This window comes from Idiomarina zobellii, assembly GCF_900100855.1.
Lineage (GTDB): Bacteria > Pseudomonadota > Gammaproteobacteria > Enterobacterales > Alteromonadaceae > Idiomarina > Idiomarina zobellii.
In genome coordinates, this window is the sequence record NZ_FNCB01000001.1 from 68,944 (window position 1) to 92,984 (window position 24,041).

Annotated in this window: 27 protein-coding genes and 1 riboswitch; of the genes, 10 read left to right on the forward strand and 17 right to left on the reverse strand. The window is 47.4% G+C overall.

The features are described from left to right. Positions 1 to 67: 67 nt before the first annotated feature. Complete coding sequence (locus BLT32_RS00280) at positions 68 to 508, reverse strand: VOC family protein (RefSeq protein ID WP_053952311.1); 441 nt, start codon at positions 506 to 508, stop codon at positions 68 to 70. An 85-nt stretch (positions 509 to 593) separates the two neighbouring features. Here BLT32_RS00280 and BLT32_RS00285 point away from each other — a divergent pair, with 85 nt between their 5' ends. Continuing rightward, on the forward strand, positions 594 to 815 hold the full coding sequence (locus BLT32_RS00285) for a hypothetical protein (RefSeq protein ID WP_053952634.1): 222 nt from the start codon (positions 594 to 596) through the stop codon (positions 813 to 815). Here BLT32_RS00285 and BLT32_RS00290 read toward each other — a convergent pair. The 5 genes from BLT32_RS00290 to BLT32_RS00310 form a co-directional block, all read right to left on the reverse strand. Then, the gene (locus BLT32_RS00290) at positions 812 to 1,504 is read right to left on the reverse strand and encodes a M48 family metallopeptidase (protein WP_053952312.1); all 693 of its coding nucleotides are present in this window, start codon (positions 1,502 to 1,504) and stop codon (positions 812 to 814) included. The two genes, BLT32_RS00285 and BLT32_RS00290, sit on opposite strands and share 4 nt — an antisense overlap. A gap of 3 nt (positions 1,505 to 1,507) precedes the next feature. Then, positions 1,508 to 2,359, reverse strand: a complete 852-nt coding sequence (locus BLT32_RS00295; protein WP_053952313.1) for an ion transporter — start codon at positions 2,357 to 2,359, stop codon at positions 1,508 to 1,510. Positions 2,360 to 2,362: 3 nt separating this feature from the next. Further along, positions 2,363 to 3,160 carry an undecaprenyl-diphosphate phosphatase gene (locus BLT32_RS00300; RefSeq protein WP_053952314.1) on the reverse strand — a complete coding sequence of 266 codons (798 nt, stop codon included), beginning with the start codon at positions 3,158 to 3,160 and terminating at the stop codon, positions 2,363 to 2,365. A gap of 71 nt (positions 3,161 to 3,231) precedes the next feature. After that, on the reverse strand, positions 3,232 to 4,587 hold the full coding sequence (lysC, locus tag BLT32_RS00305) for a lysine-sensitive aspartokinase 3 (protein ID WP_053952315.1): 1,356 nt from the start codon (positions 4,585 to 4,587) through the stop codon (positions 3,232 to 3,234). A gap of 50 nt (positions 4,588 to 4,637) precedes the next feature. After that, positions 4,638 to 4,799: riboswitch (Lysine riboswitch) on the reverse strand. A 32-nt stretch (positions 4,800 to 4,831) separates the two neighbouring features. Then, positions 4,832 to 5,881, reverse strand: coding sequence for an NAD(P)-dependent alcohol dehydrogenase (locus BLT32_RS00310; RefSeq protein ID WP_053952316.1), 1,050 nt, complete (start codon positions 5,879 to 5,881; stop codon positions 4,832 to 4,834). A 115-nt stretch (positions 5,882 to 5,996) separates the two neighbouring features. Between BLT32_RS00310 and BLT32_RS00315 the strand changes: the two genes are divergently transcribed. Next, on the forward strand, positions 5,997 to 7,808 hold the full coding sequence (locus BLT32_RS00315; protein ID WP_053952317.1) for a DUF885 domain-containing protein: 1,812 nt from the start codon (positions 5,997 to 5,999) through the stop codon (positions 7,806 to 7,808). Here BLT32_RS00315 and BLT32_RS00320 read toward each other — a convergent pair. From BLT32_RS00320 to BLT32_RS00335, 4 genes are read right to left on the reverse strand one after another with little or no spacing between them, the layout of a single operon-like run. Next, positions 7,805 to 9,190: a phospholipase D-like domain-containing protein gene (locus tag BLT32_RS00320; RefSeq protein WP_053952318.1), complete on the reverse strand. Its 1,386-nt coding sequence runs from the start codon at positions 9,188 to 9,190 to the stop codon at positions 7,805 to 7,807. The genes BLT32_RS00315 and BLT32_RS00320 overlap by 4 nt on opposite strands. Next, entirely contained in the window at positions 9,187 to 10,356 is a 1,170-nt protein-coding gene (locus tag BLT32_RS00325; protein WP_053952319.1) for a vWA domain-containing protein, read from the reverse strand. The genes BLT32_RS00320 and BLT32_RS00325 overlap by 4 nt, the downstream gene beginning before the upstream one ends. A gap of 5 nt (positions 10,357 to 10,361) precedes the next feature. Then, a complete protein-coding gene (locus tag BLT32_RS00330; RefSeq protein ID WP_053952320.1) occupies positions 10,362 to 11,195 on the reverse strand; it encodes an AAA family ATPase in 834 nt (277 codons plus the stop codon). 43 nt (positions 11,196 to 11,238) lie between these two features. Continuing rightward, positions 11,239 to 13,176, reverse strand: coding sequence for a PAS domain-containing hybrid sensor histidine kinase/response regulator (locus tag BLT32_RS00335; protein ID WP_053952321.1), 1,938 nt, complete (start codon positions 13,174 to 13,176; stop codon positions 11,239 to 11,241). A 96-nt stretch (positions 13,177 to 13,272) separates the two neighbouring features. Here BLT32_RS00335 and BLT32_RS00340 point away from each other — a divergent pair, with 96 nt between their 5' ends. Beyond that, positions 13,273 to 13,743: an SEL1-like repeat protein gene (locus tag BLT32_RS00340; protein WP_053952322.1), complete on the forward strand. Its 471-nt coding sequence runs from the start codon at positions 13,273 to 13,275 to the stop codon at positions 13,741 to 13,743. A 12-nt stretch (positions 13,744 to 13,755) separates the two neighbouring features. On the opposite strand, the gene BLT32_RS00345 is transcribed toward BLT32_RS00340, so the two are convergent. Next, positions 13,756 to 14,823, reverse strand: a complete 1,068-nt coding sequence (locus BLT32_RS00345) for a hypothetical protein (RefSeq protein ID WP_053952323.1) — start codon at positions 14,821 to 14,823, stop codon at positions 13,756 to 13,758. Between the two features lie 15 nt (positions 14,824 to 14,838). Beyond that, positions 14,839 to 15,162 carry a DUF3392 domain-containing protein gene (locus BLT32_RS00350; protein WP_053952324.1) on the reverse strand — a complete coding sequence of 108 codons (324 nt, stop codon included), beginning with the start codon at positions 15,160 to 15,162 and terminating at the stop codon, positions 14,839 to 14,841. A gap of 120 nt (positions 15,163 to 15,282) precedes the next feature. Between BLT32_RS00350 and xthA the strand changes: the two genes are divergently transcribed. Then, positions 15,283 to 16,092, forward strand: a complete 810-nt coding sequence (gene xthA / locus BLT32_RS00355) for an exodeoxyribonuclease III (protein ID WP_053952325.1) — start codon at positions 15,283 to 15,285, stop codon at positions 16,090 to 16,092. 2 nt (positions 16,093 to 16,094) lie between these two features. Here the strand turns inward: xthA and yfbV are convergent, their stop codons facing one another. Then, positions 16,095 to 16,529, reverse strand: coding sequence for a terminus macrodomain insulation protein YfbV (gene yfbV / locus BLT32_RS00360; protein WP_053952635.1), 435 nt, complete (start codon positions 16,527 to 16,529; stop codon positions 16,095 to 16,097). A gap of 214 nt (positions 16,530 to 16,743) precedes the next feature. On the opposite strand from yfbV, the gene BLT32_RS00365 reads away from it, so the two are divergent. The 5 genes from BLT32_RS00365 to BLT32_RS13010 are packed head-to-tail and all read left to right on the forward strand — an operon-like array spanning position 16,744 to position 19,540. Beyond that, positions 16,744 to 17,223, forward strand: a complete 480-nt coding sequence (locus BLT32_RS00365; protein ID WP_053952326.1) for a PTS glucose transporter subunit IIA — start codon at positions 16,744 to 16,746, stop codon at positions 17,221 to 17,223. A gap of 7 nt (positions 17,224 to 17,230) precedes the next feature. Beyond that, entirely contained in the window at positions 17,231 to 17,575 is a 345-nt protein-coding gene (locus tag BLT32_RS00370) for an arsenate reductase (protein WP_053952327.1), read from the forward strand. Then, positions 17,572 to 18,702 (forward strand): succinyl-diaminopimelate desuccinylase, encoded by a 1,131-nt coding sequence (gene dapE / locus BLT32_RS00375; protein WP_053952328.1) that lies wholly within the window; start codon positions 17,572 to 17,574, stop codon positions 18,700 to 18,702. Before BLT32_RS00370 ends, dapE begins: the two co-directional genes overlap by 4 nt. Next, entirely contained in the window at positions 18,696 to 19,406 is a 711-nt protein-coding gene (locus BLT32_RS00380) for a M15 family metallopeptidase (RefSeq protein WP_053952329.1), read from the forward strand. Before dapE ends, BLT32_RS00380 begins: the two co-directional genes overlap by 7 nt. 35 nt (positions 19,407 to 19,441) lie before the next feature. Next, a complete protein-coding gene (locus BLT32_RS13010) occupies positions 19,442 to 19,540 on the forward strand; it encodes a hypothetical protein (RefSeq protein WP_235443937.1) in 99 nt (32 codons plus the stop codon). Here the strand turns inward: BLT32_RS13010 and purC are convergent. The 3 genes from purC to dapA are packed head-to-tail and all read right to left on the reverse strand — an operon-like array spanning position 19,537 to position 22,245. Then, positions 19,537 to 20,247 carry a phosphoribosylaminoimidazolesuccinocarboxamide synthase gene (purC, locus tag BLT32_RS00390; RefSeq protein ID WP_053952331.1) on the reverse strand — a complete coding sequence of 237 codons (711 nt, stop codon included), beginning with the start codon at positions 20,245 to 20,247 and terminating at the stop codon, positions 19,537 to 19,539. The genes BLT32_RS13010 and purC overlap by 4 nt on opposite strands. Positions 20,248 to 20,269: 22 nt before the next feature. Next, positions 20,270 to 21,355, reverse strand: a complete 1,086-nt coding sequence (bamC, locus tag BLT32_RS00395) for an NlpB/DapX family lipoprotein (protein ID WP_053952332.1) — start codon at positions 21,353 to 21,355, stop codon at positions 20,270 to 20,272. Next, on the reverse strand, positions 21,355 to 22,245 hold the full coding sequence (dapA, locus tag BLT32_RS00400) for a 4-hydroxy-tetrahydrodipicolinate synthase (RefSeq protein ID WP_053952333.1): 891 nt from the start codon (positions 22,243 to 22,245) through the stop codon (positions 21,355 to 21,357). Before dapA ends, bamC begins: the two co-directional genes overlap by 1 nt. A 186-nt stretch (positions 22,246 to 22,431) precedes the next feature. Between dapA and bcp the strand changes: the two genes are divergently transcribed. Then, the gene (gene bcp, locus BLT32_RS00405; RefSeq protein WP_053952334.1) at positions 22,432 to 22,899 is read left to right on the forward strand and encodes a thioredoxin-dependent thiol peroxidase; all 468 of its coding nucleotides are present in this window, start codon (positions 22,432 to 22,434) and stop codon (positions 22,897 to 22,899) included. Between the two features lie 34 nt (positions 22,900 to 22,933). On the opposite strand, the gene BLT32_RS00410 is transcribed toward bcp, so the two are convergent. After that, on the reverse strand, positions 22,934 to 24,028 hold the full coding sequence (locus BLT32_RS00410; RefSeq protein ID WP_053952335.1) for an AI-2E family transporter: 1,095 nt from the start codon (positions 24,026 to 24,028) through the stop codon (positions 22,934 to 22,936). Between the last annotated feature and the right edge of the window lie 13 nt (positions 24,029 to 24,041).

A 24,041-nucleotide genomic window follows, 5' to 3' on the forward strand; every position in this document is an offset into this window, starting at 1 on the left:
CCTATTCGTTGGACCTAAAGTAAATACGCAAAAAAAGTGGCAAGATTATAGGCGATTTGGCCTTAAATTACCATGTACCGATGTTTTCCATTGACGCCCAAGGCTCCTCAGGCGGCAGGTGTTCGCCCTCCTGCAAAAGCTCAATTGAGATGTTATCCGGCGAGCGTACAAATGCCATATGCCCGTCACGGGGTGGCCGATTAATAATGACGCCGTTGTCTTTTAGCTTTTGACACAACTCATAGATATTCTCAACTCGAAACGCTAGGTGACCAAAGTTACGGCCGCCGCTGTAAGTCTCCGGGTCCCAGTTATAGGTCAATTCCAGCATAGGAGACTTGGTTTCTTTAGCCCGTTCTACGTCATCAGGAGCTGCCAAAAACACCAAGGTGAAACGGCCTTTTTCATTGTCCTTTCGATACACCTCTTCTAAACCGAGCAAATCACAATAAAAATGCAATGAGCGCTCCAAATCATGAACCCGAACCATTGTATGTAAATATCGCATTGCCTACTCCTTGAGCGTTTTTCTTGATCTATATTAAAGATACATTTAATATGCACTTATTAAACATGCATTGGGAATGTTTATTATGAAACCTAATACGTTACTCAAAACCTCTAACACCTCTATGGTGGTGTTTCTGCTGCTTTCAATTGTTGTGTTTTATCTAGCTTGGTTTCAGGAAGAAAACCTGCCACTAATGCTGCTCGTATTCTTACACTTATCGCAAGTGATTCTAGCCGGCTTATTTAAAGTCGCTTATGTTTTCCGTCTTATTGCGCAAAATCAGTTAGGGCAAAGTCTGCGCTAACTATTCAGCCGTTGTTTGCGCTCTCGCCAGTCTGGTAGATACTTGTCCATAAGACGATAAAATCGTTTGTTGTGGTAACGCTCATACAAATGCGTGAGCTCATGCACCACAACGTATTCGAGGCTCTCAGCCGCTTTACTCATTAAATCAAAGTTTAACCAAATTTTATGGGTACGAATATTACAGCTGCCCCAACGGGTCTTCATCTTCCGCACGCCAAAGTCACTGGCAGCTACGCCCATAATGGGTTGCCAATGTTCCAGTAGCTGCGCAATACGCTCTTTTAACTGGGCCCGAAGCCATTTATCCAGTTGTTTTTTACGGGCTTCTAAGTTGGACGGATCAGACATACTTAAGGTGAGTGTCTTGGTTTCACGGCAAAGCGTTACCGCACTAAGCTGGGGAAATGCGCTTTTTCGTACCGCCTTTAAACAGTAGCTTTGCCCTTCAACAACGATCTCCGCGTGGTCTTCGTAAGACTGAGCCCGGGGCGTTGTTTCTTGCCTCTGCAGCAGCTTCTGCTGTTGCTCTTTTATCCATTCACTTCGGGCTTCTATTACCGACTGTATATAGTCTCCCGGCCAATGTTTTGGTGCTGACACATGAACGCAGCCGGGCTCTTTTATCCGTAGGTAAAGGTGTTTAATGCGCTTGCGAGTTATCTCAACTTTGCAATCGCCTACATACATGATTTACTCACTTGTTTCTCGTGCAGAGTGCTGGCTGACTTGTGCATGCTGGCCCTGCAATAAAGTTTTTAACTCTCGAATCTCATCCTGGAGTTCTCGCATAGTCGGCTCGGGCCCCTGCTCTTCTTCAAGCTGCCGACGTAATTCCTCAGCCTCAGCCTGACTTTCTTTGTCCATGACATTCACAACAATACCAATGACCATATTCAAGAACGCAAAAGCGGTCAGGAATATGAACGTCATGTAGAATATCCAGCTCCACGGATACACCTCCATGGTTTCGTATTGAACGTCCGTCCAGTCTTCAAAGGTCATAACGCGGAACAGTGTCAGCATGGATACCGCAATGTTCTCCCACAGGAACGGGTTAATATCGGCAAACAAATAACTGCCTACTGCGGCATAGATGTAGAAGATAATAAACATCAGCAATACCACATAGCCCATTTGCGGCAATGCTTTTAACAGCGAGGTAATTAACGTTCGCAGCTCCGGGATAATGGAAATCATCCTTAACACTCGGAAAATTCTGACTAAGCGAGCCAATAACGCCAGTTCCGAGTCATTAATCGGAATTAAACTGACCACCACAACCAGGGTGTCAAATACATTCCAGCCGTTTTTAAAGAAGTTCTTTTTGTCGTGGTCAGCAATGAAGCGAATGCTAATTTCAACCACAAAGAAAACGGTAATAAACCAGTCCAGCCCTAGCAGAGCTGTATTTAAAAAACCGGGCAGGTCATAAGTTTTCGCACCAATTTCTAATGCAGAAATAATAATGACGGCAATAACCGCAAATTCAAAAATTCGGTTACTTTTTAGCGCAAATAATTGTTTTTTTAAGTTCTCGTACATGGTTTACACGAACACCCAAAATAGGACAGCAGCAAGCACCAGGCGATAAATAACGTAAGGCCACATACCAAAGTCATTAAGCCATTTTAAAAAGAAATGAATGGCGGTAATAGCGGTAATAAAAGAAGCGACACCGCCCACGATAAAGCCATTCCAGTCAACCGCTATGCCGTCGTTGTATATGCTCAGCAGCTTTATTAACGCAGCGGCTGTCGTAATTGGTATGGCCATAAAAAACGAGAACTTTGAAGCCGTTTCGCGATCGAGCCCCATAAACAGGCCTGCGGTAATTGTCGCTCCTGAACGCGATGTGCCGGGAATAAGCGCAACAGCCTGTGCTAAACCAACAATAATGGCGTCTTTTAAACCAATTGACTCAAGCTGGCGACGGCCGCGTCCCCAACGGTCAGCAACAGCCAGCAACACCGCAAATACCACAGTGGTGGTTATGATAACCCATACCGCTCGCAGTACCGTATCGATATAGTCAAGCAGTAGCACTCCGAAAACGCAGGCAGGGATGGTGGCAATAACAACCATCCAGCCCAGCTTACTACGGCCAACATTTTGTTGGGCCGGAATAGAGCGAAGACCGTCTGAAAACAGCGCACCGACGTCTTTGCGGAAGTACAGGATAACCGCCAGCAAAGTCCCCACATGCACCGACAAATCAAAGCCAACGCCCTGGTCATCCCAACCAGTAAGCACTGGCATGAGAATAAGGTGCGCTGAACTGGAAATCGGTAAAAACTCAGTAATACCCTGCACTATCCCTAGTATAATGGCTTGCCAAAGCTCCATTTAACGACTCGCTCTTTGTCTTTAATTGCCCAGAAATTGGCGAGCATTATAAACCGAAGTGGGCACTACCGTCATAGTTTTGCATGAAGTTTTTTAATGATGTTTTCCGCCTGTTCGTCCGTCACTAAAAAGCACAGGTTATGCCGACTTGCTCCCTGGCAAATCAGTCGTATAGGCACCGGTGAAGCGGCCTCTAACACCCAGGGAGAAATATCGCCAAAGTGGCCAATGTCATTGCCAATGACAGCAATAAGACTCAGACCCTGCTCAATCGTTACGGTCGCAAATTCCCGCAACTCCTCCAACATGGCTTCGGGTAACACAGAAAGGCCATTCGCTTGCGAGCCTTCCTCGTCCAGAGTCAGTGCAATGCTCACCTCAGAGGTGGTCACTAAGTCCACACTGATATCATAGCGTGCCAGAATGTCGAATAGACACGCTAAAAAGCCGGTCGCATGCAACATATCGACACTATTTACCGTCAACAGCGTCTGATTTTTCCGGCGCGCCAGTGCACGAATAGAGGGGCGTTCATCGGGCTCAGGCAAAATAAGCGTGCCGCCTTTTTCTGGATAACGACTATGACCCACAAAGACCTTAATGCCGTTTTCAATAGCAGGTTTCAGACTTTTAGGATGCAGCACTTTTGCACCGAAGGTCGCCAATTCTGCAGCCTCGGCAAAGCTAATTTGCTCTAAAGGTCTGGCGTCTGAGCAAATACGCGGGTCAGTTGTGTAAATACCGGCGACATCCGTCCAGATATTCAGCTGTTCAGCATCGAGGGCAGCAGCCAGTATTGCCGCGCTGTAGTCACTGCCTCCGCGCCCTAAGGTCGTAGTATTGCCCTCCTCGCTGGAGCCAATAAAGCCCTGAGTCACCACTCTGGCGCCTTGATTTAACTGTTCCCGTAAATCAGCACAGTGCTCTCGGGTCTTGTCAATATTGGGGGACGCATTACCAAAGTTATTATTGGTCACCAGCAAAGAGCGCGCATCAGCGACTTCGGCATTTGTCGCTGATGTTTGTGACCAGTAGGCCGCAAACAAACGAGACGAACAGCGCTCACCAAAACTTAATAGCTCATCCCGCTTTTGCCGTTGATGGCTTTCCAATGCGTCAGGCGCTTGTTGAACCAATATGTGTAACAGCTGATGCAATTGCGCGAGATGATGATGCACTGCATTTTCTTTAGGTAACGCAGACGCCGCCTGGCAATGAATATCGACAATTTCATCGAACAAGCGTTGGCGTTCTGTTTGTGTGTGAGAATGGCTTATTGCGACTAAGCGGTTGGTGACACCGGCACAGGCACTGACCACAACAAGCGTCGGATTCTCCTGACGCTCAACAACGTCGACACAGGCTTGTATCGATTCGGCATTGGCCATACTGGTGCCGCCAAACTTCGCAACATGAATGGGTAACATAGTTTCCCCTGAACTGAATACAACAACGTTCAGAGAGCTTAAAAAGGAGGGTCTCCAGAAGCTCTCCACCTAGCGGTGACAGCCGCAAGTGTTCAAACTCGACGGCCGACGCAAGCCATTCCATGCACTTGCGCCTCGGCGGTTACTCCCCTCGCTTAGCTCTTTGGTAGATGCTTGCTAAGCTGCCTGAGTACCGCACCTCTTCCAGACGTTAGTAAACCACAAATTGTGGTTTAAATTCAATCTACGACTGCTTTAACGTGTCCATATCAATCACAAAACGATACTTCACATCGCCTTTCTTCATGCGTTTGAACGCATCATTGATGTTTTTGATATCCAGCATTTCAACGTCGCAATGAATGTCGTGCTCGGCACAAAAATCCAGCATTTCCTGCGTTTCAGGAATTCCGCCAATGAGCGAGCCCGCTAAGACACGACGCTTCATTACTAGTTGCCCAGCCTGTAAAGCAGGGTCTACCGGCTCCAATAAGCCAACCAGAATATGCGTACCGTCGACTTTCAGGCAGTTAATGTACGGGTTTAAGTCGTGCTGTACCGGTACCGTATCGAGCAGGAAGTCGAAGGTTTCTGTCGCCTCTTCCATTTGTTTTTCATCGGTCGAGATAATAACGTGATCGGCGCCCTGCTTTTTAGCTTCGCTGACTTTGCTCTCAGAGCGAGTAAAAATAGTGACTTCAGCACCCATGGCTTTGGCAAACTTAACGCCCATGTGACCTAAGCCGCCCATACCAATGACACCAACTTTATGGCCTTCTTTCACACCGAAGTGTCGTAGCGGTGAGTAGGTTGTAATACCCGCACAAAGCAATGGCGCCGCCTTCGCAGCATCCAGATTTTCAGGAACCCGAACCACAAAACGGTCACTGACAACAATTTTTTCTGAGTAACCACCGTAAGTAATGCTTTTATCATGCAGGTCTTCGCCGTTGTATGTTGGCACCATGCCATTCAGACAGTATTGCTCTAAGCCCTGGTCGCACGAACTGCACTCACGACATGAGTCGACCATACAGCCAACACCCACTAAGTCACCTTCGCTGTAATTCTTAACATCCTTACCTACAGACGTGACGCGACCAATAATTTCATGGCCCGGAACCACCGGATAAATGGTGCCGCCCCAGTCATTTTCAGCATAGTGAATGTCTGTATGACACACACCACAATAAAGAATATCGATAGCAACGTCATCGTCTCTTAGTTCGCGACGTTCAATACCGTAAGGGGCTAAACCTGAGTGTTCAGATTCTGCTGCGTATGCCTTGGTCATAAAAACTCCTTCTTAAAACGGTGTAGTACTTCTACTGTGCATTTCGCATTTTGGATTGCACCATAACATCCAAACCCCTAGTATTTTAGCAACAATAACGATAATTAAAGGTTCAATGATGAAAAAGGCACTGATTGCGGTTTCTATTTCTTTACTACTAGGTGGCTGCGGCGATGCAACCAATAGCTCTGGCTCTGAAAAAGCCGGTTCAGTTATCAAGCAGTCATCCGTTTCCGAGCAGCTCGATACTATTTATAACGACTACTTTGAACAGAACCTCAAACTGAACCCGCTGCTGGCGACTTACATTGGCGATAAGCGGTACAATGACCAGTTACCCAATTACCTTTCCAAACAACATATTGCCAAGCAGCGTGACTTAAACCAGCGCTTTTTGGAGAAAATATCCGGCATTAATGTCGAACAATTGTCGCGCAGTCAACGCATCAGCTACGACATTTTTAAACGCAAGCTGGAATTGGAGCTAGAAGGTCTGAAGTATCCAGAGCATCTTATTCCAATTAACCAGTTTTATAACCTCGCAGGACGTTTAGCGATGCTTGGCTCCGGTGAGTCTGCACAACCTTTTAATACAGTTCAGGATTATGAAAACTGGGCACTGCGAATGGAACAAATTCCGCGTTTATTTGAACAAGCCATTGCCAATATGAAAGAAGGTGTAGAAAAAAACATTGTTCAACCACGCGTGCTGATTGAAAAAGCCATACCGCAAATTACCGCACACATTGATGAGAATGTAGAAAACACATTGTTTTGGGCACCTATAACTAATCTGTCAGAGTCTGTCACAGAGTCAGAAGCAAAGCAGCTTCAACAACGCTACAAACAGGTATTAAGTGATACAGTTATGCCTGCCTATAAAAAGTTGGCCACCTATCTAAAAGAAGAATATTTACCACACACTCGCACCGAAAGCTTTGGCATTGGCCAACTCCCGGGTGGCGATGCATGGTATCAACACAGAATTGAAGCCAACACCTCGACTCAACTCAGCGCCGATCGCATTCATAAAATAGGCAAAGACGAAGTAGCGCGCATTCACTCGGAAATGCGCGACATTATGGAAGAAATTGAATTCGATGGTAACTTAGCGCAGTTCTTTGACTTCATGACCAATGACCCACAATTTATTTACGAAAGCCGTGAAGCTATGGTTGAAGACTACCGTTCACTGCGCAGCACGGTCGACGAACGAGTCAGCCAACTTTTCGATATATTCCCCAAAGCAGACTACGAAGTCAGAAAGGTGGAAGAATTCCGCGAGCAGTCAGCCAGCTCGGGGTCTTATCAGTCAGCGCCTGTCGATGGCTCACGCCCGGCGATATTTTACCTGAACACCTATGATTTAGGCTCGCGCCCGAATTGGGCTAAAACGGCACTGTTTTTACACGAAGCCGCGCCGGGCCACCACTTTCAAATTTCCATTCAGCAGGAACTTGAAGACTTGCCCGAGTTCCGCAAGTACGGTCGTGAAACCGCTTATACAGAGGGCTGGGGACTGTATTCTGAAGCATTGGGTTACGATTTAGGTTTATATGACGACCCATACCAACGCTTTGGCCAGCTGGCTGCTGAATTGTGGCGCTCTATTCGATTAGTCGTGGATACTGGCATTCATTCAAAAGGCTGGACGCGTCAGGAGGTGCTTGACTATATGTATGCAAATGCGCCGGTAGCTGAGGCGCGGGCAGTTTCTGAAGCAGAGCGTTTTATGGCGCTACCGGGGCAAGCTCTTGCCTACAAAGTCGGTGAATTAAAAATCAGTGAATTACGTCGCCGTGCGGAAGACAAGCTTGGTGACAAATTTGATATTAAAGAGTTTCACCGTGTGGTACTGGAAGACGGCGCTGTACCGCTGGTTATACTGGAGCAAAAGGTCAGACGCTGGATAGCCGAACGACTTTAGAGCAGATGATCGACCGGCAGGCGTGCGGTTAACCACACCGTTAAGCGTCTGCCGATGCCTGCCCCAGGCTCTTTGTAAAGCTTTTGCGCCGGAATTTGGCTTTTATCAAGCCAATACAGTTTATAAAACCGATTCAACCTCGCTTCGTAAGTACGCATGGGTAACTCGTGGTCAAACATTGAGTTAATTTGCATGGCCATCGCTTCCGATTCAATGATAATACCGGACTCTGTGTTAATCTGAGCTGATCTTGGATCGAAGTTAAACGAACCAACGAATACCTTGTTACCGTCAACCGTTACTGTTTTTGCGTGCAGGCTCGACGCCGAACGACGAAAGTACGGTTTCATGTCTTTTCGAAGCGTTTCTTCTGTTCGGCGAAGTTCAAACAACTTTACACCTGCCAGTAATAAACGACGACGGCGACGCTGATAACCGGCATGCACCGCTGGTACGTCCGTCACCGCCAGAGAGTTGGTCAATACTCGTACCTCAACCCCCTGCTCTGCCAGTTTTTCTAACTCTTTCACACCGGTTGCCGTTGGTACAAAGTATGGCGATACCAACAAAATAGACTGAGTAGCCGAACCAATAGTTTTCGCTATCTGCTGGGTTAAAGAACGTTTTGGCTTTGAGGACAAGTCTGCTTTTAAAGGGTCATCACTCACTACTTGTGCCAACGCCGAAAATGCCGGTATGGCTTTGGTATCATCCGTCAGCTGTTTATCGGACAACACGTATTGATTCAAATCTTTGGTTTCCTGCTTAGACTCAAAGACTTTCCAAATCTCTTCAAACAGTCGACTGCGGTGACTTCGTTTTATCAGCGAAATAGACCGAGACAGTGCACACAGCCAATAGTGACGCCAGTCTTCCATTATTTTGGCAACTACCGGGCCTCGGGCAATTACGTCTAAGTCCGAGAAAAGCTGACCAGCATGCGTACCGAAATATTCGTCGCCGACATTACGGCCTCCGACAATAGCAATGCGATCGTCGATGATCATGGCTTTATTGTGCATCCGCCGGTTCATACGCTTAAAGTCTGTCAGCCAGTTCACCCAGCGCCAGCGGCGGTGTTTGAATGGGTTAAAAAACTTAACGTTAAAGTTGCTGCGACTGGATAAGTCACGTAGTAAAGGCTCGATGGGCTTGCTGTGGTGATCATCGAGTAACAAGTCGACAGTAACGCCCCGCTCAACCGCGTTAAGCAGCTCTTTCAACAGCGTTAAACCGCTGGTATCCGGTCGCCACAGGTAGTATTGCAGAGCAATATGCTGCTTCGCCGAGCGCAACAGCTTTACCCGCTCAATAAGTGCCTGATGCGCATCGGACAGCAGTTGAAATTGACTGGCCTGTGCAACTTTAGCCTTGGGTGTCATCGTAGCTTTTCCATAGCCTCTTCAAGTCCTTCAATGGTCAGCGGATACATTCGACCAGCCATTAAGTCGTTTATCATTCGAACCGACATGTAATACTGCCAATATTGCTTAGGTTGCGGGTTTAACCAAGCCACTTTGTCAAAATGGCGAGTTAAGCGCTCCAGCCATGCCTGACCAGGTTCTTCATTCCAATGCTCAACACTGCCTCCGGGGTAAGCAATTTCGTAAGGACCCATAGTGGCATCCCCCACAAACAACAACTTATAGTCTTCGCCGTAGGTTTGAATCAGTTGCTGAGTAGGAATCTGCTCTTCCCGGCGACGGCTGTTCGCACGCCAAACACCTTCATACACGCAGTTGTGAAAATAAAACAGTTCTAAGTGTTTAAATTCACTTTTCAGTGCCGTAAATAGCTGTTCACACTGATAAATGTAGTCGTCCATTGAGCCGCCAACGTCCAGCAGCAGAATGATTTTAACGGCATTATGCCGCTCTGCTCGCCATTTTAAATCAAGCAAACCACCTTTTCTGGACGTTGCGGCTATAGTTTCATCAAGATCAAGCTCTGACGCAGCTCCGGTACGCGCGAATTGCCTTAATTTACGCAACGCCACCTGAAAGCCCCGTTGCTCCAGCCGCGCGCTCTTATCTAAGTCTTTAAACTCTCGCTTATCCCAAACCTTTGACGCGCTGCGATTCCGATTACCGTCCTGGCCAATGCGAATGCCGCCCGGATGATACCCGTAAGCCCCAAACGGCGAGGTACCACCGGTGCCTATCCACTTAGAACCGCCCTGGTGCCGCTTTTGCTGCTCCTTAAGGCGCTCGTGAAAGGTTTTAATTAACTCTTCCAGGCTACCAAGCTGCTGAACTTTTTGTTTTTCTTCCTCACTAAGCTCACGCTTTAAGGCGTTCTCAAGCCAGTCGTTCGGAATTTTGTCGGCGACATCGGTCTTTGCCACCTTTTCGACGTACTCGCTAAACGCGCGGTCAAACTTGTCATAGTACGACTCATCTTTAACCAGAATGAGCCGCGACAAATGGTAGAACTGGTCAACATCGGCAAACGCGAGGTTAGCCTTCATTGCCGCCAATAAATCTAACCACTCCGTAATGCTGGTTTTTAGCCCATGTCGACGTAATGTCTGAAAAAACTCAACAAACATAACAACTACCGGCGCTGCATGCGGGCAAGTTCAGTCACTCGTTCAATATCCTGCTCATGTTTCAATAACGCACCAGAGAGCGGCAATAAGTCACCACTTTGCTGGCTTTGTTTTAACTGGCTGGCACTAACATCTTCAGTCAGTAACAGGCGTAACCAATCTAACAGTTCAGATGTTGACGGCTTTTTCTTAAGCCCGGGCACTTCGCGCAAATCAAAGAACAGCGACAATGCTGTATCAATCAGCTCTTTCTGAATATCCGGATAATGCACATCAACAATTTGTTTCAGAGTCGCCTCGTCAGGAAACTGGATGTAGTGGAAAAAACAGCGTCTTAAAAAGGCATCCGGTAACGCCTTTTCGTTATTCGAGGTAATGAGAACAATAGGACGTACACGCGCCTTTACTTGCTCTCCGGTTTCGTAAACATGGAACGCCATTTGGTCGAGTTCATGCAGTAAGTCGTTGGGAAACTCCACATCGGCTTTGTCAATTTCATCAATGAGCAGTACCGGCCGTCTATCGGCAGTAAAGGCCTGCCAAAGTTTACCGGGACGAATGTAGTTGCTAATGTCATGGACTTTGTCACTACCGAGTTGGCTGTCACGCAGGCGCGACACGGCGTCATATTCATACAGCCCCTGTTGCGCTTTAGTGGTCGACTTAATAGACCAGGTCAGCAGCTCGGTGCTCAATGCATCGGCCAACTCTTCTGCCAGGCGTGTTTTACCAGTACCGGGCTCCCCTTTTAGTAATAAGGGTTTCTCCAGTGTTACCGCTGCATTAACGGCTGTCGCCAACTCTTTAGATACTACGTAAGAACGACTGTTAAACTCCATTCGGCGATCCTATTCTGTTTTTGTCTTAAAAGTGGTGTCCATACTATCGCAAACGCTTATGTGTGTGCGAATTCTGACGCTCTTCAAAGCGTTTAAGGGCTTCGGCAATATCCATTTTAACAAAAGGTTTAGTGACATAATCATCCATCCCCGCATCTATCGCTTGTCTGCGAGTTTCGGGAAAGGCATCCGCTGTTAGCGCCACAATATACGGCTGTTTTATCTTCATTCCACGCAGCTTTTGGGTAGCCTGCATGCCGTCAATATTCGGCATGTGCACGTCCATAAACAGCGCGTCGTAGGAATGCGTACCGAACAATTTAAAGGCCTTTTCGGCATTGCTGACAATTTCCACTTTTTGCCCAAGCGACATCAGCATTTCTTTGATAATTAGCTGGTTAACTCGGTTGTCATCAACCACCAAAACACGGTGGGTCGCAAGGCTTGGCAGCTCTCTTTTGGGCGTATGCGCACTTGCTCCTGTTTGTGTCCTCATGGGAAGCACGACAGTAAAACACGAACCTTCGCCGGGCACACTGTCGACCCGAATAGTGCCATCGAGCAACTGCACCAAACTTCGGACAATTGCCAGTCCCAAACCACTGCCGCCCTTCGGCCTGTTCAAACCGTACTTTTCCTGCTCAAACAGCTGCCAAATACGCTGGGTATTTTCAATGCCTACGCCGGTGTCTTTCACTTCTATAATAAGCTCTCCGACAAAGTCAGACTCCCGGTCCCAGCTAGCAGAAAGGCTAATTTCGCCGGTCTCAGTAAACTTCATGGCATTATTCACCAAGTTACTGACCACTTGCGCCGTACGCGACTGATCCATTTGTGTCACTTCAGGAATATCCGGGGCTATATTCAGAGTAAACTTGAGGCCTTTGTCGACGATTGGCTTTTCAAACAAATGCGCAATGTGCTCAAGCACTTTTTTAGGCGAATGCGAGCCCAAAACCAGCTTTAACTGCCCTTCTTCCGCTTTGGTCAGGTCGAGAATATCGTTCAAAGTAGTCAGCAAATAGTCGCCACTGTCTTTAATGGTTTCAACCAGATCACGCTGCTTACTGTTGAGCTCTGACGCTTCTAAAACCGACGTAACTCCGAGAATACCGTGCAATGGCGTACGTATTTCATGAGACATGTTCGCCAAAAATACGTTTTTCGCGTGCGCTGCTCGTTTTGCGTCTAATTCAGACTGCTTCTGTTCAGTCAGGTCAGTCACGGTTCCGGTAAAACGAGTGGCTCTACCGTTTTCGTCATGCTCAATGACTTTTCCGCGATCCAACACATAAACCCAACTGCCATTTCTGTGACGAATACGGTGCTCGCTCTCGTAATAAGGCGTTACACCATCAAGGTGGTTTTTTATCGACTCCCACACTTGCTCATAGTCGTCAGGGTGCAAAATACTGGACCAGTTCGCCACGTGCGCTTCTAGTTCATGCAGCTCCCAACCAAACATCTGTGCCCAGCGCTCGTTATACAAAGTCACACCGGTTTGCGGGTTCCATTCCCAGGTACCCAAACGTGTCGCATCCAGCAAGAGTTTAAGGCGATTACGCTCTGTTTCTAAGGCCAGCTCCAACTGCTTACGCTCGGTAATATCAATAAGATACCCGTACAAGTAATTCACGCCATCATCGTCGGTGATAACCACCGTGGTATCCGATACCCAAATATCGTGCCCATTGGCATGCTTTAAGCGGTAGTCTTCGTGAGTAATAGACTCTCCAGACTCAAGACTGGTGAGTGCTTCAACTTCTGTCAGAACCCGAGGCAAGTCTTCTTCGTGCACCAGCGACTGATACTCGATATCGCGATTCATTAACTGGTCTTTCGGGTAACCCAAAAGCGCTTCGACATTGTCTGACACGAACAGAACCGGCCAGCCCGGCACATCTTCCCAAATAAAAAGACTCAGGCAGTTCCCTGCGTTTAATAGCGCGGCGAGGTTATCATTTGAAATTGGCGTTTTCATTGAAGCGCGAATAGTCCTTGTTACTCAGGCAGTTTGCCCACTGAAAAACATAGTGTACACTGACGCCAACAATAACATAAAAATAACCAATTCCGGATGAGTCAGGCGAACGTCAACGAATGGCAAAACGCATTATTACAACAGGTTGATCAGCTCATTGAGCTGGCCAAGACTCGCCTGCCCGCTAAAAATAAACCCACGGTTCGTGGTCCTGAGTACTGGCAACGCTTTGCTAAACACCACTACGTACGAGCTGCCGATTTAATGAAAGAGGGTCAAGGGTTTGAAGCAGCTAAGCATTTTCGCCGCGCTGCACTGTTCGGACACAGCAAAGCCATGCTGTATTTAGGCCAAATGTTTATGCAAGGTCGCGACTTACCCCACAGTATTTTTCATGCCTGCTGTTGGTTAACATTGGCAGAAAATGCCGGTGAAGAGGGAGCAAGCGAACTGCTGCAGTCACTGATTCATCAATTAACAGCAAAACAACTGAATAGCGCCCGACGCTTGGCCGCCGAGCGTTTTGAACAGTTATGCGACGCCAGTTTTGATACTCACGGCTTGTAAGGGTTTTAACAACTAAGGCGTCCAGAGTTTTACTTTTTCTCTTAACGTGCCGTTTTCTACCCAGTCTTGTAATTGGTCACCCATTCGACGTCCAGCGTCAATTGCCTTACGCCAGTAGTTCATCCGTGTTTCTGCATCTAAATTAGCGAAGTCGGTTCTGTCCGGAATTTTTCCGTAAGGTAACGATTTTATAAACGCCTCAGAAGGGCTAATAAAAATAACATTAGGCCACTTCTTGCCAGTAGTCCGACGCCAGGTAAGTCGTTTATCGAACCAGCCCGGAATAACATCGCGATTAAAGTGCGGGTATAGCACCAAACCGTCAACATTGCTGAAATCGAGATCGAAGTGATAGTCAGTAACACCGCCGTCACGGTAAATGCCTTTAGGCGCACCGGGAATATCTTTAACACCGTCAAGCACTAAAGGAATTGAGCCAGTCGCCAAAATAGCGGGCTGGAAGTTCTCCTGGCTCAGCGCGACTCGGGTAGTGAGTAAATCATTCCAGTCTTTTGTAAACGCGGCATCAGAGTCCGGATGGTGGAAAATAACACGCTCGTAAAAACGGCCTAACCAACGCCGGCTGATGCCGTTAGCAACCGCTGAATTCAACAGTCCAACGAGTTGTCGACGTGACTCCGAGGCTGTCCACCCGCGACACCGGGCAACAATAAAGTGATGACGGAACGCTGACTGCCCCAATATTTCTTCAACGGCTTTGTCAGAAATGTACTTATCGAGCAATATTTTGGCTTCGCTGGTAATTTCCGCCCGATCCGGCTTTTCGCTGTAGGTTTGTGTGCTGTAGAGCTGACAAAACAAGTCACTGGCAGCGACCGGGTCCTGCTGACCAAGCGCTGCAAAACGCCATGCACCGGCAGAGGTGCCCAGTGTATTTAAGGGCCTATTGTTGTTTTTAAAAAAGTCACCGAACATCCAACGGTCAATGCCCTGCAGCACAAACCACTTTGGTCCGCCTGATGCGCCCAACAACAAGCCAATGTCGTCAGCGGTTAACTGCTTTTCCTGAATGTGCTGATACGCTTGCGCACCGGCTTTAATATCAATCCAGTCGCTCATACTACTGTCCCTGATTTATAATTGTTTCTTTCGTTCGGCGAGAGTACCCAGCAAAAAGACAATGCCTATAGTGCTGACAGCTACAAACTGAAGTGGTATGTGACCCAGCCAGCCGGCTAAAACCGGTGTAAACCAAACCAACAGCCAACCGTAGCCAAAGGCACACACCACCACAAACACTAAGGTTCTGAAAAGGAAGTGCCAATGCGCAACCTGGCGCTTAACCATTTTATTAATTTCATTACCGTAAATGACCAACAAAGTGGCCACAATCATCATCGCAATTTCATAAAAATGCGGACGAATCATCATTCCTAAATTATTAAGTAGCTGCTGCACGTCTTATTCTCCCTACCTAACGCCCGCCCGAGTATACGAACTTTCTTATATTTTCGCATCCCAAGTTTTTCTCCGCTTATGTTATGCTTTTGGCAAAATAGCATGACGACAGGACACTCAATGAAAGTAATATCATTCAATATCAACGGTATTCGCGCACGTTTGCACCAACTTCAGGCGGTTATCGATAAACACCAGCCCGATATTATCGGTTTGCAGGAAACCAAAGTTCATGACGACCAATTCCCCCTGGCAGATGTCGAGGCGATGGGTTATCACGTCATTTATCATGGCCAAAAAGGTCACTACGGTGTTGCCATGCTCAGCAAAAAGCCGTTGGAAAACCCACAGTTTGGCTACCCGACTGACGATGAAGACGCGCAGCGCCGAATGATTATGGGTGACTACCCACTTGAAAGTGGTAAACGTGTACGTGTATTGAATGGCTACTTCCCACAGGGCGAAAGTCGTGACCATCCCACCAAATTCCCGGCAAAAGAAAAGTTTTATCAGGACTTAATGAATTACCTGAATACCGAACTCTCTGCCGACGACCCGGTGATTGTTATGGGCGATATGAACATTTCGCGCATTGACCATGACATTGGTATTGGTGAAAACAACGCCAAGCGCTGGCTGCGCACCGGTAAATGCAGTTTCTTACCCGAAGAGCGTGAGTGGATTCAAACACTGATGAACTGGGGCTTCCAGGACACTTACCGCCTGCTGAACCCGGATACGGACAACGAATTTAGCTGGTTTGACTATCGCTCTCGTGGCTTTGACGACAACCGGGGCCTTCGCATTGACTTAATTTTAGCGACCGAGAGCCTGGCCGAGAAATGTGAAGATACCGGCATTGATTACGAGCTTCGCGGTATAGAAAAGCCTTCTGACCACGCCCCTGTTTGGTCAACCTTTAACGTGTAACCTTAATGTTCATGCGGCGGGAGCTGATCAAGCGCCTGTCGCAGAACAATGGCTAAATCCATGTATCGAGGCGCATTGTTGTTAGCCGCTTTAACCGGAATACCTTGCGCCTCAAGCTTCTGCCTTAGCTCCAAATACCAACGTTTTAACAGCGGCTTCAGCTGCTGCTGTGAACGCCATCCCAGCCAATAAATACCCTGTAACGGTAAACTCAGCATAATCAGCGACAGCATAATGCCTGTTGCCAACTGCTCTTGTGGCAAAAACTGCCAGGTCAGTAATGCATTAATTACTGCTATACCCGGCACCCATTTGACACCTTTGCGTGTCATTGGAATAACCCGGGACTCTGTCATTGCCGCAACCACTGAGTGGTGAGGCCACGTTTCAGCGTAGGTTTTTCCGTCACGAAGTGTTTGAAAAAACGACTGGCTCAACTGAATAACTCCTAAAACCGCTGCATTAATGATCAATTAAATGACCGTTGTACGATATTCGACCTTTGCAAATAACTTTTACTTTTCAGTGCCTTACACTGTTACAACCGTGTAGTGCACAAAGATATCCACAGATAATGTGGATACAGTTGATAAGCTTCCCACGCTTTGTCACTATACTCTTAAAATTAACGCCATAAGAGGGTCAACCGCAGTGCCCCAACCTCAGCTTCCATCAATATACGCGCCTATAACCGGGCGGGTTCAGTCGGCGCGTTCTGCCTCCGCTATTCCGGGAAGCGAATTGCTTGGCCGAGGCCTGCAACTCAGCATAACAGGCAGTACCTTATATGCGCCAGTATCCGGCGAATTGCTGCACTTAAGCCAGAGTGGCGATTATATCGCCATTAAAGTCAACGAGCACTTTTCCCTGCAACTCATTTTAGGTCGTGGTGAACAATACTTAACGCATGACGCGCTAAAAGTGCTTTGTCGTCGCGCTGAGCGAGTGGAGCAAGGTGCACCGCTTGCCTCGTTAAACCTCCCCAGACTACGCAGTTTACCGCAGTCACAGCAAGGGTTAAGCGTGTTATTATCTGCATTAACCGAGCAAGCAAGTGAATTGCCCGTGCACTGGCTGCAAAGCGGCCGTGTTTTTGCCAATGAAACCTGTCTTAACGAAGAACCGGAGTAATAGAAGTATGTTGACCATTTACGGAATTAAAAACTGTGACACTGTTAAGAAGTCGCTGAAGTGGTTAGATAAACACAGCGTTGACTATCAGTTTATTGATGTTCGTGAGCAACCTCTGGAAAAAGAAACGGTTCTGGACTGGCTGAATGAACTACCGGCTGAACAACTCATTAATAAACGCAGTACCAGCTGGCGTAACCTTTCTGATGACCAAAAAGCCTTAACCGATAATAACCAGCTGGCTGAATTGGTTGCAGAGCAACCGACCTTATTTAAACGCCCATTAGTAAAAGACAGTGACGGTATTCACTGTGGCTTTAAAGATGCACAGTGGAGTAAACGCTACTTATGAGTTCCGAAACACTAGCATTAGCCAAAGAGCTCATTTCCCGGCCCTCTGTCACACCGGAAGACGAAGGTTGCCAGCAAGTTATTGGCGAACGTTTGGCAGCACTGGGTTTTGAGCTGGAAACCATGGTGTTTGAAGACACCACCAACTTATGGGCACGCCGCGGTCAGGGACGTAAAGTGTTCTGCTTTGCCGGGCACACAGATGTTGTTCCACCCGGGGATGTCAACGACTGGCAGTTTCCGCCATTTGAGCCCACTATTCATGATGGGTACTTATACGGCCGAGGTGCTGCCGACATGAAAGGCAGCCTGGCGGCTATGGTAACGGCCACCGAAGCCTTTATCGAAAAACACCCCAATGTTGATGCGGATATCGCCTTTCTCATTACCAGTGACGAAGAAGGCCCTTTTATAAATGGCACCAAACGTGTCATAGAGACTTTACAAGCGCGCAATGAGCCGATTGAATGGTGCATTGTCGGTGAGCCTTCGAGCACTGATAAGCTCGGTGACGTGGTTAAAAACGGGCGCCGTGGCAGTTTAACCGGCGACCTAACAGTACAGGGCATTCAGGGGCATGTTGCCTACCCTCACCTGGCGGATAACCCGGTGCATAAAATAGCGCCCGCGTTAAGTGACCTGGTTAATGAGCAATGGGACGAAGGTAACGCAAGCTTCCCTCCGACAACGTTCCAAGTGTCTAACATAAACGCAGGCACCGGTGCGGGTAATGTAATACCCGGTCGTATAGACACACAGTTTAATTTTCGTTTTTCCACCGAGGTCACTGCTGAAGAATTAAAGCAGCGCACCGAAGCTATTCTGGACAAGCACAACTTAAAATACTCACTGACGTGGAAGCTCAACGGCCCACCATTTTTAACCGATTCCGGCGGTTTAATTGAAGCGGTTACCCACGCCATACAGGATGAATGCGGATTCGAGACTGAGTTATCCACCGGCGGCGGCACATCTGACGGTCGCTTTATTGCACCAACAGGCACCCAAGTTGTCGAATTAGGACCGGTGAATGCCACCATTCATAAAGTGAACGAACGAGTGAAAGCCGACGACCTAGACAAACTCAGTGCGCTCTACCTGCGTTGTATGGAGAACCTGCTGTGTTAACGCTAAGGCAAGTCACCGGCGCCGACGAATCGCATTTGGTCGATATAGAAAACCAGCGACTCGAAGAGCAAGCGGCAAGGGCCTACGTTAAGCTCAAACAAGCGGCTTCGAATAACGGCATTGAAGTTCGTATTGCATCGGGATTCCGTTCTTTAGATCGCCAGCTGTCAATTTGGAATCGCAAGTGGCGGGGAGAACTCACTCTGCGCGATAAAAATGGCGAGATTATTAACGCCAATGCCTTAAGCGATACTGAAAAGCTGTGGGCAATATTGCACTGGTCGGCACTTCCTGGTGGCAGTCGACATCATTGGGGAACGGATTTAGATGTTTATGATCCGCGCCCTTTCGAAGCTGACAAAACGCTAAAATTGGAGCTCGTGCCCGGTGAGTACGTCAATGAATCCGGCCCGTGCTATGAACTATGGCAATGGCTTACTCAGCACGCTCATGAGTATGGCTTCTTTTTCCCGTATGCCCGTTATCAGGGCGGTGTCGCACAAGAGCCCTGGCACTTAAGTTACCGGCCAATTTCCAGTCAGTGTCACAAGCTGCTGTCATTAGAGGTTCTGGAGGGCACTATTAGTGCGCTCGATATTGAAGGCAAACCCTGTATTCTGGATAACCTGCCAACGATAAAAAAACATTATATTGATACAATAACTGAGGATGAGGGATGGACGAACATTTGGTGTGGTTACTAATAGCCCTGGTAATAGGTGTTATTGTCAGTAATCTGATGGTCTTAAAATACAGTGCGAAATTTAAATGGCCCGGAACAAAGTCATCAGAAAAGAAAGACGACTCTGAAACGGACCATAAAGACAAGCGGGATTAAATATCCGCGCCTAGTCGCTTAGCCACTTCACGATAAGCTTCAACGACACCACCAAGACCCTGGCGGAAACGATCTTTGTCGAGCTTTTCGCGGGTTTCGGCGTCCCATAAGCGGCATCCATCCGGGCTGAATTCGTCGCCTAACATGATTTCGCCGTTAAAGACACCAAACTCAAGCTTATAATCAACCAACAGCAAGCCTGCATCAGCAAAGAGCTTTTTCAGAACATCATTCACTTTGAACGTCAGTTCTTTCATTTTTTCAATTTGCTCAGCTTTTGCCCAACCAAATGCCTGAATGTGATACTCGTTGATCATTGGGTCGTGCAGCGCGTCGTTCTTCAGGAAGAACTCAAAGGTTGGCGGATTTAATTCCATACCTTCTTTAACGCCTAAGCGTTTAACCAAAGAGCCCGCAGCATAGTTGCGCACCACGCACTCGACTGGAATCATGTCGAGCTTTTTCACTACCGATTCGGTATCGCTGATACATTCATCCAACTGGGTTGGAATGCCGGCTTCTTCCAGCTTACTCATGATAAAGTGGTTAAACTTATTGTTTACCTTGCCTTTATCGTCAAGCTGCTCAACTTTTTCACCGTCAAAAGCCGATGTATCGTTACGAAACTCCAGAATTAAACGGTCTGGATCATCGGTGTGGTAAACCGTCTTCGCTTTACCCCGGTACAACTCACTGCGCTTTTCCATTGATTGTTCCACTCGCACTTAATTACAGTTTACTTTGCTGTTTGACAGCTGCTCGGAAATTCTCATAAACCGCTTGCAGCCACTGCTCAGATACCATTGTATCATCTTGATAGACGCGTACAGCAGTATTCTCTCCAGACTCAAGCAATCTAAATTCGTACTCACCTTCTTCGATATTCAGCGGTTCGTAGTCGTCGCCGCCAATAAACAAGAAGCCGCTGTCCGGTTCGCTGTAGCTAACAAAATAAGTACCGGTTTCACGGTTTAAGTCTTCGACTTCAAAGCCAATGCTTTGTAGCGCAAGATTCACCAATGGCCATGCTTGATCAAAGCTATCTTCAACCAACAAGATATTTTCTCCAGCGTCAGACTGAGTCAGCTGGGTATCAATACCTTCAGCTTTAAGCTGTGCCACAGCCTGCTGTTGCTTACGGTTTACTTCAGAAATAATAGCATTAAGTAAGTCTGCTTCGAGGTTATTTCCGACTACTGGCGCAACATCCACCGTGCGACCATCAACTTTTTGCGTAAAGTTATCAATGTTAACTCGCAGTGACGTGGTGCGGTTGTGCGACTCAGTTTCCTGAATAAGTTCGTAGCGGAACGTTCGTTCTTGTAACTTATCTTCTTCACCGCCAAAGCCGAGAAAACCACCCTCGCCGTCCAGTGTTTGCTGAAGACTCATCGTTTCAGTTAACCAGTGACCATCACTTTGCACGTCATAGCTAATACCACGACGCTCAAGCACCGTTTCTGCGGCCTCTTTTACAAATTCAGTAACAGAATCACCCATACCATCAACAATATCGAAATACGCCCGCGTTTCAGTTTCAGTCTCCAGTACCCGGCTACCTAGGCCTAATGGACGCACTTGTTGAGGGGCTGTAATGTTGACACGCTGCCCAATCGGAGCATTTTTTATATCGGTCTGCGGCACAGCGTAATCAGAATCCCGCTCAGGACGTTCAAGATCGCCAGGCAACGTCAAGGTATCCGTTGGTTGAATATTGACGTAATCAAAACCGCCACTGGCTCTTTCTCTATCTGCCGCGGAACAACCAGCAAGCGTCGCTGCGATTAGCGCCAGGGCAAGGTAGGACAATTTCATTATGACTCCTGAGTATTAATAAGATTAGCTTTCTCTAACACCGACTCAATAATGGCCTGATTCGCCTCTTCTGGCGGTGTTAACGGAAGGCGATAATTGGCACTACACCAACCCATGAGCGCTAACGCCCATTTGACCGGAATAGGATTAGATTCAATAAATAGCATGTCGTGCAGCGGCGCTAGTTGTTCATCGAGTTTGTTTGCTGTCTCAGAGTCGCCTTTAACGGCTGCATCAACCATGGCTTTCACCTGCTCTGGCGCTATATTTGCAGTGACACTAATAACACCGTGACCTCCAGCAAGCATGAACTCACGAGACGTTGGGTCATCGCCACTTAACAAAATAAAGCCGTTACCACAGCGCTTTTTAATCTCTGCAACACGGCTGACATCGCCAGTGGCTTCTTTCACGCCAACAACGCCGGGGATTTGTGCCAGCTTCTCGATGATATCTGGCGTCATGTCAGAGCAAGTTCTGCCCGGCACGTTATAAAGAATTTGAGGTTTGTCGGTAACGTCGGCACAAGCTTCAAAGTGCGCCATCAGACCAGCCATGGAAGGCTTATTGTAATATGGTGTGACATTCAAAAAGCCGTCAACGCCGGCTTGGGTCATTTTTTTGGTCAGTTGCACGGCTTCACTGGTAGAGTTTGAACCATTTCCAGCGATAACGCTAATACGTCCTGCACTCAGCTCAACCACCGCATTGACCACATTAATATGCTCTTCGTGGGTTAATGTCGTTGACTCGCCGGTTGTTCCCACGGCAACAATAGCGTCGGTTCCTGCTTTTATATGTTGTTCTACCAGAAACTCAAGTTCGCTGTAGTCCACATTACCGTATTTGGTAAAAGGAGTGACCAGTGCAACGATACTGCCTTTCAGCATACCTTCTCCAAGTCCTAAATTTTGGGCAACAATGTTAATGCCAGCCCTAACGAAACACAAGTGATAGGAACGTATCTTAGTCAGAAGGTTCCGTAAACCTAAGAAAAACCGGACTAAGCTTTCCTAACGTATAAGCTGTTGGTTAAGATACCCCTATTCATTTATTGGAAGACTAAGGAGACAGTCATGAATACATTACAAGCTGGCGACAAAGCGCCTGAGTTCACACTATTAGACGCAAATGAAAACGAAGTGTCGCTAAAAGACTTGCTGAAAGAGCACCGTGTACTGGTTTACTTTTATCCGAAAGCCATGACACCAGGCTGCACCGTGCAAGCTCAAAACTTGCGAGATCAGCGTGACGAGTTGGCGAAGCATAACGTTGTTTCAGTGGGTATTAGCCCTGACGCCCCTAAGCATTTGGCGAAGTTCACTGAACGTGACGAATTGAACTTCACCCTGCTTAGCGACGAAGACCATAAAGTTGCTGAAGACTTCGGTGTTTGGGGCCTGAAGAAATTTATGGGCAAAGAATACGACGGTATTCATCGTATTAGCTTTTTGGTTGAACAAGACGGAACCATTTCAAAGGTATTCAATAAGTTCAAAACCAAAGAACACCACGACGTGGTCTTAGAGCACCTGAAAGGCTAAACCATACTCATATTAGGCACTAAGCCTCGTCACTTTATGACGAGGCTTTTTCCGTTTTCGCTTCCGTTTGTTCTATATTGCTAGTACCGGTATCCCAGGCGGTTATCACAGCTTTAACCAAGCTAGCCAGCGGAATGGCAAAGAACACACCCCAGAACCCCCAAATACCACCAAATATCAATACCGCAGCAATAATGTAGACCGGGTTTAAACTCACTGCTTCAGAAAACAGCAGCGGCACCAGTAAGTTACCATCGAGCGCCTGAATAATGAGATAAGCAACCGTCAGCCACACAAACGGGGCGGTAGGTCCGAACTGGAACAACGCGACTAAAACGACAGGAATTGTGACCACCGCTGCACCAATGTACGGAATGAGCACCGAAAAGCCGACGAGAATGGCCAGTAACAAAGCAAACTGGAGCCCAAACAAGCTAAAGGTCACAAAGGACACTATCGCCACGACGATAATCTCAATTACCTTACCGCGAATGTAATTCATAATTTGCAGGTTCATCTCCTGCCCGACCTGAGTAATAAGTGCGCGGTTAGAAGGCAGTAACTTACTGAAGTTAGCCATTAACACGTCACGATCTTTCAACATGAAGAAAATAAGCAGCGGCACGACTATTAAATAAACCAACATAGCCATAAGGTTTATTAACGAAGTGACAGAGACTGTTACCAGGCTTTCGCCAAAACCAACGACACGACTCTTCAACGACTGAGTCAGCTCATTAATTTGGCTTTCATCGATAACGCTTGGGAACATTTCCGGCAGTTTATGCAACCATATCTGTAAGTTACCTATCATATTCGGCAACTCTTGAATAAGCATGGTGCTTTGCTGCCATATAACCGGAACCAGTGTCAGCAGCACCAGAACAGCCAGCGCCAAAAACGCTACAAAAGTGATAATAGTGGCCGTTAACCGCGACATTCCCATATACATAAGACGAGTCACCGGCCAGTCAAGCAGGTAAGCAAGCGCAATAGCAACAATAAGCGGCGCCAGTAAGTTACCAAACAGAACAATGACAACGACTGTCACCACCAGTAACAGGAATAAGGTAACCGCGTTAGGATCTGAAAACTTACGTTGATACCACTGCTTTATGTAATCAAACATGAACTGTTATCTC

What these genes read in the sequence shown, in the direction of transcription:
- BLT32_RS00280 (WP_053952311.1), bottom strand. Translation starts at nt 508, where the DNA reads ATGCGATATTTACATACAATGGTTCGGGTTCATGATTTGGAGCGCTCA.
- BLT32_RS00285 (WP_053952634.1), top strand. Translation starts at nt 594, where the DNA reads ATGAAACCTAATACGTTACTCAAAACCTCTAACACCTCTATGGTGGTG.
- BLT32_RS00290 (WP_053952312.1), bottom strand. Translation starts at nt 1,504, where the DNA reads ATGTATGTAGGCGATTGCAAAGTTGAGATAACTCGCAAGCGCATTAAA.
- BLT32_RS00295 (WP_053952313.1), bottom strand. Translation starts at nt 2,359, where the DNA reads ATGTACGAGAACTTAAAAAAACAATTATTTGCGCTAAAAAGTAACCGA.
- BLT32_RS00300 (WP_053952314.1), bottom strand. Translation starts at nt 3,160, where the DNA reads ATGGAGCTTTGGCAAGCCATTATACTAGGGATAGTGCAGGGTATTACT.
- lysC (WP_053952315.1), bottom strand. Translation starts at nt 4,587, where the DNA reads ATGTTACCCATTCATGTTGCGAAGTTTGGCGGCACCAGTATGGCCAAT.
- BLT32_RS00310 (WP_053952316.1), bottom strand. Translation starts at nt 5,881, where the DNA reads ATGACCAAGGCATACGCAGCAGAATCTGAACACTCAGGTTTAGCCCCT.
- BLT32_RS00315 (WP_053952317.1), top strand. Translation starts at nt 5,997, where the DNA reads ATGATGAAAAAGGCACTGATTGCGGTTTCTATTTCTTTACTACTAGGT.
- BLT32_RS00320 (WP_053952318.1), bottom strand. Translation starts at nt 9,190, where the DNA reads ATGACACCCAAGGCTAAAGTTGCACAGGCCAGTCAATTTCAACTGCTG.
- BLT32_RS00325 (WP_053952319.1), bottom strand. Translation starts at nt 10,356, where the DNA reads ATGTTTGTTGAGTTTTTTCAGACATTACGTCGACATGGGCTAAAAACC.
- BLT32_RS00330 (WP_053952320.1), bottom strand. Translation starts at nt 11,195, where the DNA reads ATGGAGTTTAACAGTCGTTCTTACGTAGTATCTAAAGAGTTGGCGACA.
- BLT32_RS00335 (WP_053952321.1), bottom strand. Translation starts at nt 13,176, where the DNA reads ATGAAAACGCCAATTTCAAATGATAACCTCGCCGCGCTATTAAACGCA.
- BLT32_RS00340 (WP_053952322.1), top strand. Translation starts at nt 13,273, where the DNA reads ATGAGTCAGGCGAACGTCAACGAATGGCAAAACGCATTATTACAACAG.
- BLT32_RS00345 (WP_053952323.1), bottom strand. Translation starts at nt 14,823, where the DNA reads ATGAGCGACTGGATTGATATTAAAGCCGGTGCGCAAGCGTATCAGCAC.
- xthA (WP_053952325.1), top strand. Translation starts at nt 15,283, where the DNA reads ATGAAAGTAATATCATTCAATATCAACGGTATTCGCGCACGTTTGCAC.
- BLT32_RS00370 (WP_053952327.1), top strand. Translation starts at nt 17,231, where the DNA reads ATGTTGACCATTTACGGAATTAAAAACTGTGACACTGTTAAGAAGTCG.
- dapE (WP_053952328.1), top strand. Translation starts at nt 17,572, where the DNA reads ATGAGTTCCGAAACACTAGCATTAGCCAAAGAGCTCATTTCCCGGCCC.
- BLT32_RS13010 (WP_235443937.1), top strand. Translation starts at nt 19,442, where the DNA reads ATGGTCTTAAAATACAGTGCGAAATTTAAATGGCCCGGAACAAAGTCA.
- purC (WP_053952331.1), bottom strand. Translation starts at nt 20,247, where the DNA reads ATGGAAAAGCGCAGTGAGTTGTACCGGGGTAAAGCGAAGACGGTTTAC.
- bamC (WP_053952332.1), bottom strand. Translation starts at nt 21,355, where the DNA reads ATGAAATTGTCCTACCTTGCCCTGGCGCTAATCGCAGCGACGCTTGCT.
- dapA (WP_053952333.1), bottom strand. Translation starts at nt 22,245, where the DNA reads ATGCTGAAAGGCAGTATCGTTGCACTGGTCACTCCTTTTACCAAATAC.
- bcp (WP_053952334.1), top strand. Translation starts at nt 22,432, where the DNA reads ATGAATACATTACAAGCTGGCGACAAAGCGCCTGAGTTCACACTATTA.
- BLT32_RS00410 (WP_053952335.1), bottom strand. Translation starts at nt 24,028, where the DNA reads ATGTTTGATTACATAAAGCAGTGGTATCAACGTAAGTTTTCAGATCCT.